Source organism: Phenylobacterium sp., from assembly GCF_030654915.1.
Classification (GTDB): domain Bacteria; phylum Pseudomonadota; class Alphaproteobacteria; order Caulobacterales; family Caulobacteraceae; genus Phenylobacterium.
Map to the genome: position 1 here is coordinate 1 of NZ_JAURWM010000383.1, position 5,289 is coordinate 5,289.

Consider the following 5,289-nt stretch of genomic DNA (forward strand, 5'->3'; position numbering starts at 1 on the left):
CCTACGCCAGGTACTGGAAGGACAAGACCGGCCAGGACCTGGTGATCAACCAGAGCCACGGCGGCTCGGGCAAGCAGGCCCGCTCGGTGATCGACGGCCTGCAGGCCGATGTCGTCACCCTGGCTCTGGCCAGCGACATCGACGAGATCGCCGCCAAGGCCAAGCTGCTGCCGGCCAATTGGCAGTCTCGCCTGCCCAACAACTCGACGCCCTACACCTCGACCATCGTGTTCCTGGTCCGCAAGGGCAATCCCTGGAAGATCATGGACTGGGGCGACCTGATCAAACCCGGCATCGACGTGATCACGCCGAACCCGAAGACCTCCGGCGGCGCGCGCTGGAACTATCTGGCGGCCTGGGCCTGGGCGCTGCGCCAGCCCGGCGGCAACGCCGCCAAGGCCGAGGCCTTTGTCGGTGAACTCTTCAAGCACGTGCCGGTGCTAGATACCGGCGCGCGTGGCTCGACCACCACCTTCGTCCAGCGCGGCATCGGCGACGTCCTGCTGTCCTGGGAGAACGAGGCCTATCTGGCGATCGAGGAACTGGGTCCCGGCAAGGTGGACATCGTCTATCCGTCGATGTCGATCCTGGCCGAACCGCCCGTCGCCCTGGTCGACAAGGTGGTTGATCGCAAGAAGACCCGCACCGTGGCCGAGGGGTATCTGAACTTCCTCTACAGCCCGATCGCCCAGGATCTGATCGGCAAAAACCACTACCGCCCGCGCAATCCCGAAGCGGCCGCCAAGTGGGCCAAGAAGTTCCCCAAGATCCCGCTGGTCACCATCGACGACACTTTCGGCGGCTGGAAGAAGGCCCAGGCCTATCACTTCGGCGACGGCGGGGTGTTCGACCGCATCTACAAGCCGCGCTAGCCCTCCCAGGCGCACGGCGAACCCAGGGCGCGGAGTTCGGCTCCGCGCCCTTTTTCATGGGCGTGGCAACCTGCGCCTTCAGGGCCCGTTTGAAGGCCCATGAACCTCTCGACGCCGGACATCGTCGGAACCGCCGCGGCCATCTGCTCGATGACGAGCTTCACGCCGCAGATCGCCAAGATCTGGCGCGAGCGCGACGCCTCTTCCGTCAGCCTGCGGATGTATGTGGTGACCGTGACCGGCTTTTCGCTGTGGATCGCCTATGGCGCCCTCACCCACAGTTGGCCGGTGGTCGGCTCCAACGCGGTCTGCCTGGTCCTCTCCGGCGTGATCCTCGGCCTCAAGTGGCGTTTCCGCGGCGGATAATCGCGCCATAGTTGGCGCCAGGGCGAGGCGCCACTAGATTGCCGCCGACCGGCGCGAACCCGCGCTCCTAAACCCCCACGCGCGTGGAACCACGGCCCAGCCGCATCTGGCGCGCGACAGGATGTCTTGATGTCGATCGACAGATTCGCCGCCGCCGAAGCCGCCCTGAAAGCTGGCGACACCGACGCAGGAATTCGGCTGATCGAGGGAGAATTGAACAGCGACCCGGCCGCGCCAGTCGGAATCTACCGAAATTTCACGACGCTGCTTGTCCGGCGCCAACGCTACGATCAAGCCGCCGATTGGACTGGCAAGGCCGTCGAGCGGTTCCCGAAAGACATCGATCTGTGGAACCTGCGCGGGGTCGCGCTGCGTCGGCTCCGCCGGCTTGGCGAGTCGTTGGACGCCTTGAACAAGGCCGGCAAGCTCGACCCCAAAAACCGATCGGTGCTCAACAACAAGGGCAATGTCTACAACGACATGCGTAATCCAGCGGCAGTGGACGTGTTCACCAAGCTGGTGCGCGTCACGCCGAACGACGCCGAGGTTCAGCGTAGTCTGGGCCGCGCCTACTGGTTCGCCGGCGAGCTCGACAAGGCTGAAATGCGCTTCAACCTGGCGGTCAAGCTGAAGCCGACCCTGGTGGATGCCTGGCTCGACCTGATCGGCGTGATCAGCGAAGCCAAGTCGCAGGAGGAGGCGCAACCGGTGCTGGAACGCGCCGTCGCCGCCAATCCCGCCGACATGCGCCTGGTCGAGGCCCGGGCGGTGGGCATCCGCCGCACCGGCGCCACCCGCGACGCCGAGCAGTTCCTGCTCGACCAGTTGGAGAAGCACCCCAACGAGGCGTCGCTACACTTCCAGCTGGGCAGCAACATCACCGACTACGATCGTGCGCGTGCGAACGCCGCGTTCGAAAGGGCCATCGAGCTCGATCCCAAGGACATTCGGTATCAGGTCTCCCTGGCCGAGAGCCTTGGCCGCTCGCGTCATGGCGACGAAGCCGCCAACCTGGAGCGCGCCTATCAGATCCTGGTCGGAATCGTGGACCAGATGCCGATGACGGCGCCGAACTTGAAGATCGCCTATGAACTGATGGTGCGCGTCGCGGCCTTTGACGACATGGAGAAGCTGGGCAGCTTCTCCGAGGTCGGCCGCACCTGGGCCGAGGCCGGACGGCACACCGCCCTGTTCGCCCACCTGGCGCGGGTGAAGACGCTGGAGGACCGCCGAGAACTGATCGAACAGCACCTGATCTGGGGCCGCAAGGTCGAGGCGGCGGTTAAGCGCCGGCCGATCGAGCACCGTGGGCCGCGGACGCCGAACGGCAAGATCCGCGTGGGCTTCATGTCGTCCGATCTGCGCACCCATCCGGTGGCCTATTTCGCCCTGCCGCTGTTCCAGCACTACGACCGCAGCCGCTTCGAGATCTATTGCTACTCGTATTATCAGGGCGAAGAGGACGCCACGCAGAAGCAGATCACCCAGTGGGTGGACGGCTTCCGCTGGGTGAAGGACATTGATGATCGGGGCGCGGCCCAGATGATCGCCGACGACCAGTTGGACATGCTGATCGAGCTGGGCGGATCGACCCACATGAACAAGCTCGCGGTCATGGGCTTCAAGCCCGCGCCGCTGTCGGCGAGCTGGGTCGGCTATCCGCACTCCGCCGGCCTGAAGGAAATCGACTACCTGGTTCTCGATCCCTACATGACGCCCGAGAAGCCCGGCCTGCTGATCGAAAAGCCGCTCGAACTGCCCAAGGGCTGGTACGCGCTGGGCGAACGGGCCTTCCGCGAGGAGCCCCAGGCCGATCCGGTCGCCCCGGTGACCCGCAACGGCTACGTCACCTTCGGCACCGCGAACAATCCCTACAAGTACGGCAAGGAAGTCGTCGGGGCCTGGGCCAAGATCGTCGCCGGGACGCCCGGTTCGAAGTTCCTGTTCGTCCGTCCGGAAGGCGGCACGCCGACCTTCTGCGCCAACATCCGCAAGATTTTCGCGGCCGAGGGCGTCGCGGCCGAGCGGGTGGTGTTCGAGAACGTCCGCGGCCGCCACCTGCCATTCTACAACCAGATGGACATCTCGCTCGACACCTTCCCCCAGACCGGCGGCACCACGACCTGCGAGTCGCTCTGGATGGGCGTGCCTGTGGTGGCCCAGGTCGGCGACGCAGTGTTCGAACGTCTCAGCTACTCGGTGCTGATGAATGTCGGCCTGGGCGACCTCGTGGCGCGAAGCACCGATGAGTATGTCGAGATCGCGCTGAAGCTCGGCGCCGACCACGCCCGGATCGCGGAGCTGCGCCGTGGCATGCGCGCGCGGTTGAAGGCGAGCCCGCTAGCCGACACCAAGCAATTCGCCGCCGACTACTTCGCGATGATCGAAAAGGCGGTGAAGGCCGGCTAGGGCTCTCACGCCGGGGCCGACAGCAATCCAGCGGCGGCGATGCGACGGTAATAGGCCGCGTAGTCGTCCCAGAACGCCTCTGCGGGCCAGCCCGGCGTGATCCAGGGGTCGCTGTTGACGCGGACCAACGGTTCGGTGAGGGCCGGTTGCGGCGCGGCCTCCACCTCGCAGGCCAGCCCAAGACGAGGCGCCATCTCGCGCGCCAGCAGATGGGCGAACGCCTCCTGGGTGCCCACGAAGCCGGAGGGCCGGGCGACTTTCTGGTCTGGCCCCGCCTCGGTCAGCAGGTCGCGCGCCAAGGCGGCATAGGCCTGGCCCAGCAGCGGTACGGGGATGTTGTCGCGGACATAGAGCGGCGTGCGGACAAGTCCGGCTTCGTCAGCAAACCAGCGCTGGAACAGCGACCAGCCGAAGCGGCCCTCTTCCAGCGGCCCGAACGGACCGGCGATCACGAACTTGCCGAACTTCAGGTCCCGCCAGCGCGCGAGGTGGCGCAAGGCCTCGTTGGTCAGGGTCTTGGACAGACCATAGGGGCTAACGGCCAGATCGCCGGCCTCCGCCCGCCCCTCGCCGGCCTCGAACGCCGTACCGGTGGCGATCACCGCCTTGCCGCCGGCCTTGGCGAAAGCCGAGAGCACCGCCTCCGCGCCCAGCAGATTGCGGCTTACGCCATCCATCACGTCGTAATCGGCCGAGCGATAGTTCGGGATATCGGCTGCGTGGTGGGCCAGCAGATCGAAGCCGTCGCCGGCTAGTTCTGAGAAAGCTGGCGAGGCGAACGGCGCGTTGAACACCACGTCCACGGACTTCGCCAGCCGCTCGACGCGCTCGGCCCGTAGGCCGGAATAGTCAGCCCGCGACCGGCGCATGGGAGCGGTGACCTGATACCCGGCCGCGGCCAGGGCCTCGGCGATCCAGAGGCCGGAGAACGAGCTTCCGCCGGTCAGCAGGACCTTGGTCATGTCAGTCCTCGTGGTTTGGATAGGCGGCGTCGCGCTCGGAGATCACCAGCGGCGTCGCTGGCCAATCAATGCCGAAACGCGGGTCGTTCCAACGCACGCCGCGCCCGTGGCCGGGCTCGAACATGCGGTCGATCTGGTAGAGGACGTCGGTGTCGTCTTCGAGCGTGATGAACCCATGGGCCATGCCTTGGCCGATCAGCAGGGCCCGGCCGCTTTCGGCGGAGAGTTCCGTTCCGGTCCAGCGCAAATAGGTCGGACTGTCCGCACGCAGATCAACGGCGACATCAAAGATCGCGCCGCGCGTCGCGCGGACCAGCTTGGCCTCGGCATGGGGCGCGGCTTCATAGTGCATGCCGCGCAGGGTCCGCGCCTTGGCGTTGCGCGACAGGCTGGTCTGCGCAGGCACGAACGGATGACCAGCCGCGGCGAAGTCCTCGGGGCAATGCAGGCGCGAGAACGAACCGCGCGTGTCGCTGATCACATCCAGGTCGACGATTACGACGCCGTCGATGTCGGTCGCCGTAAACCGCATCAGCGCACGACTTTCGTATCCGGCGCGGCGGTGACGAACTGGCCGCCCCAGTCGGCGATGTGAGCCAGCTGGCCCATGATCTCGTCCTTCAGGTTCCAGGGCAGGATGATCAGATAGTCGGGCTTGAAATCGCCGATCCGCGCCGGGG

6 protein-coding genes are annotated in these 5,289 nt (G+C 66.2%); 3 read left to right on the top strand and 3 right to left on the bottom strand.

Annotation, left to right across the window (positions count from 1 at the left end; translation table 11 throughout):
- The 3 genes from Q7T84_RS19790 to Q7T84_RS19800 form a co-directional block, all read left to right on the top strand.
- Nucleotides 1-872: sulfate ABC transporter substrate-binding protein (locus tag Q7T84_RS19790; RefSeq protein ID WP_304812492.1), on the top strand; the 872-nt coding region annotated here is incomplete at its 5' end.
- A gap of 99 nt (nucleotides 873-971) precedes the next feature.
- Entirely contained in the window at nucleotides 972-1,238 is a 267-nt protein-coding gene (locus Q7T84_RS19795; RefSeq protein WP_304812495.1) for a SemiSWEET family sugar transporter, read from the top strand.
- A 129-nt stretch (nucleotides 1,239-1,367) separates the two neighbouring features.
- Complete coding sequence (locus Q7T84_RS19800) at nucleotides 1,368-3,647, top strand: tetratricopeptide repeat protein (protein WP_304812498.1); 2,280 nt, start codon at nucleotides 1,368-1,370, stop codon at nucleotides 3,645-3,647.
- Between the two features lie 5 nt (nucleotides 3,648-3,652).
- On the opposite strand, the gene Q7T84_RS19805 is transcribed toward Q7T84_RS19800, so the two are convergent.
- The 3 genes from Q7T84_RS19805 to Q7T84_RS19815 are packed head-to-tail and all read right to left on the bottom strand — an operon-like array spanning nucleotide 3,653 to nucleotide 5,278.
- Entirely contained in the window at nucleotides 3,653-4,609 is a 957-nt protein-coding gene (locus tag Q7T84_RS19805; protein WP_304812501.1) for an NAD(P)-dependent oxidoreductase, read from the bottom strand.
- Nucleotide 4,610: 1 nt separating this feature from the next.
- Nucleotides 4,611-5,141: a dTDP-4-dehydrorhamnose 3,5-epimerase gene (gene rfbC, locus Q7T84_RS19810; RefSeq protein ID WP_304812504.1), complete on the bottom strand. Its 531-nt coding sequence runs from the start codon at nucleotides 5,139-5,141 to the stop codon at nucleotides 4,611-4,613.
- Nucleotides 5,141-5,278, bottom strand: a complete 138-nt coding sequence (locus Q7T84_RS19815) for a hypothetical protein (RefSeq protein ID WP_304812506.1) — start codon at nucleotides 5,276-5,278, stop codon at nucleotides 5,141-5,143. Before Q7T84_RS19815 ends, rfbC begins: the two co-directional genes overlap by 1 nt.
- Nucleotides 5,279-5,289 lie beyond the last annotated feature (11 nt).